At 45.8% G+C, this 1,422-nt stretch carries 2 protein-coding genes; both read right to left on the reverse strand.

Features of this window, described 5'->3' with window-relative positions:
- The coding region (locus tag A3756_RS24385) for a hypothetical protein (protein WP_197481522.1) at positions 1-620 on the reverse strand (620 nt) is incomplete at its 3' end.
- Positions 621-625: 5 nt separating this feature from the next.
- On the reverse strand, positions 626-1,422 hold a 797-nt coding region (locus tag A3756_RS24390; RefSeq protein ID WP_068554926.1), incomplete at its 5' end, for an ATP-binding protein.

The raw sequence follows: 1,422 nt of genomic DNA on the forward strand, positions 1-1,422 counted from the left end.
CCTGCTTTGCAACATATTGCCCAAAAATCCGGATGCTCCGGCGAAAATCGTGATGGATATGGGAACGACAATCCCAATTTCTGTATTAGTCTGTCCTCGTCACCAAGCTTCATGCGAAGTTTTTCATCAATGTTAGTGATCAGGTTAGTCAAATAGCCAACCGTCGAGTCAATTTTTTCTGCTAGGGATGCCTGGCCCTCGATGATTGAGGCGAGTGTTTTTTCAATGCGGTCATCCCTACCTCGACCACATTGAGGACAATGGCGCGTAGCAATTTCCTGTCGTGTTTTGGGATATGGGGAGTGGCAGCGCGAACAAGTACTTCCTAAGGTCGTATCATGAATGGGGCAATTCGTTAACCAAGGATAATCATAGATATCGCTATGATAGAAAAGCGCACTGCATTGTGCACAATGACGTAAGGCTGGTTTGAATTTATGGCGGTTTAGATCAGCATGCGTCGCAAAAATCGTTTGATCATTACCTTGGCGTATATCGCGCATGAGTAGTCCAGGATTGGCCATGCACTGAATACGCCAGCGTCCCCATTGACTCAAATAGGGTAGCCAAAAGAAACGACCTTGATTAACGAGATAGTCGTCGGGTAAATACTTATTCACGATCATCAGATCCCCGCCACATAAAAGGCCTCAGTAATAAGGGCATCGTCATAGTCGTGAACAACCGTCAACCGTGGCAAGAAGTCCATTAGAAGAATGTCTAGGGTCGCTCGACAGATTTCCATGGTTAGTTGTGACTCTTCCTCTTGGCAGAATTGATCACAATAAACACGCCAGATGTCGCTAGCCATATTGACGAATCGCCAGCCTTGTTCGACTGCTCGGGGTAGAAAGTACGCGGTAAAGCTGGGTCCATTGTCGGGGTAGGTAAAGGAATCATATTGAGTCAGTATCTCCCTGAGTGCTGACTCAGACTGCACGCCGTAAAACGATGTGTGTTGACGAAAGAAGCGCCCGTATATATGGTCATTTGTCGATTGGTGAATTTGATCTAAGAGTTGATTAGACTCATTCTGATTACCCACGAACACCGACATTAGTCGGATTCTAGCGGTTTCAAATGCATCAAAAATCTCAGAAAACGCGTACAGTTGATCCAGACTTAATCGCTGCATTTCATCGACAATCAGAACGATCTGATAAGTTTGATAAAGGCTAACTAAATCCAAGGCATGTTGTACGAAGCGTGCGGCCAAAACATCCGATGAGTCGGATTTCGATACAGGCACATTGACGCTCAAGCATAGATTGTTAAAGACGCCTCGTATGGTTTTTATATCACGACGATTGATGGAGGTATAGATCACCGGAACGCGACGTTGTTGACGATTACGCAAGCGATCAACGAGACGACGTACGGCAAAGGATTTTCCAATTCGTGCCGGCCCAATAATATAGCCGC

The organism is Oleiphilus sp. HI0086, from assembly GCF_001635225.1.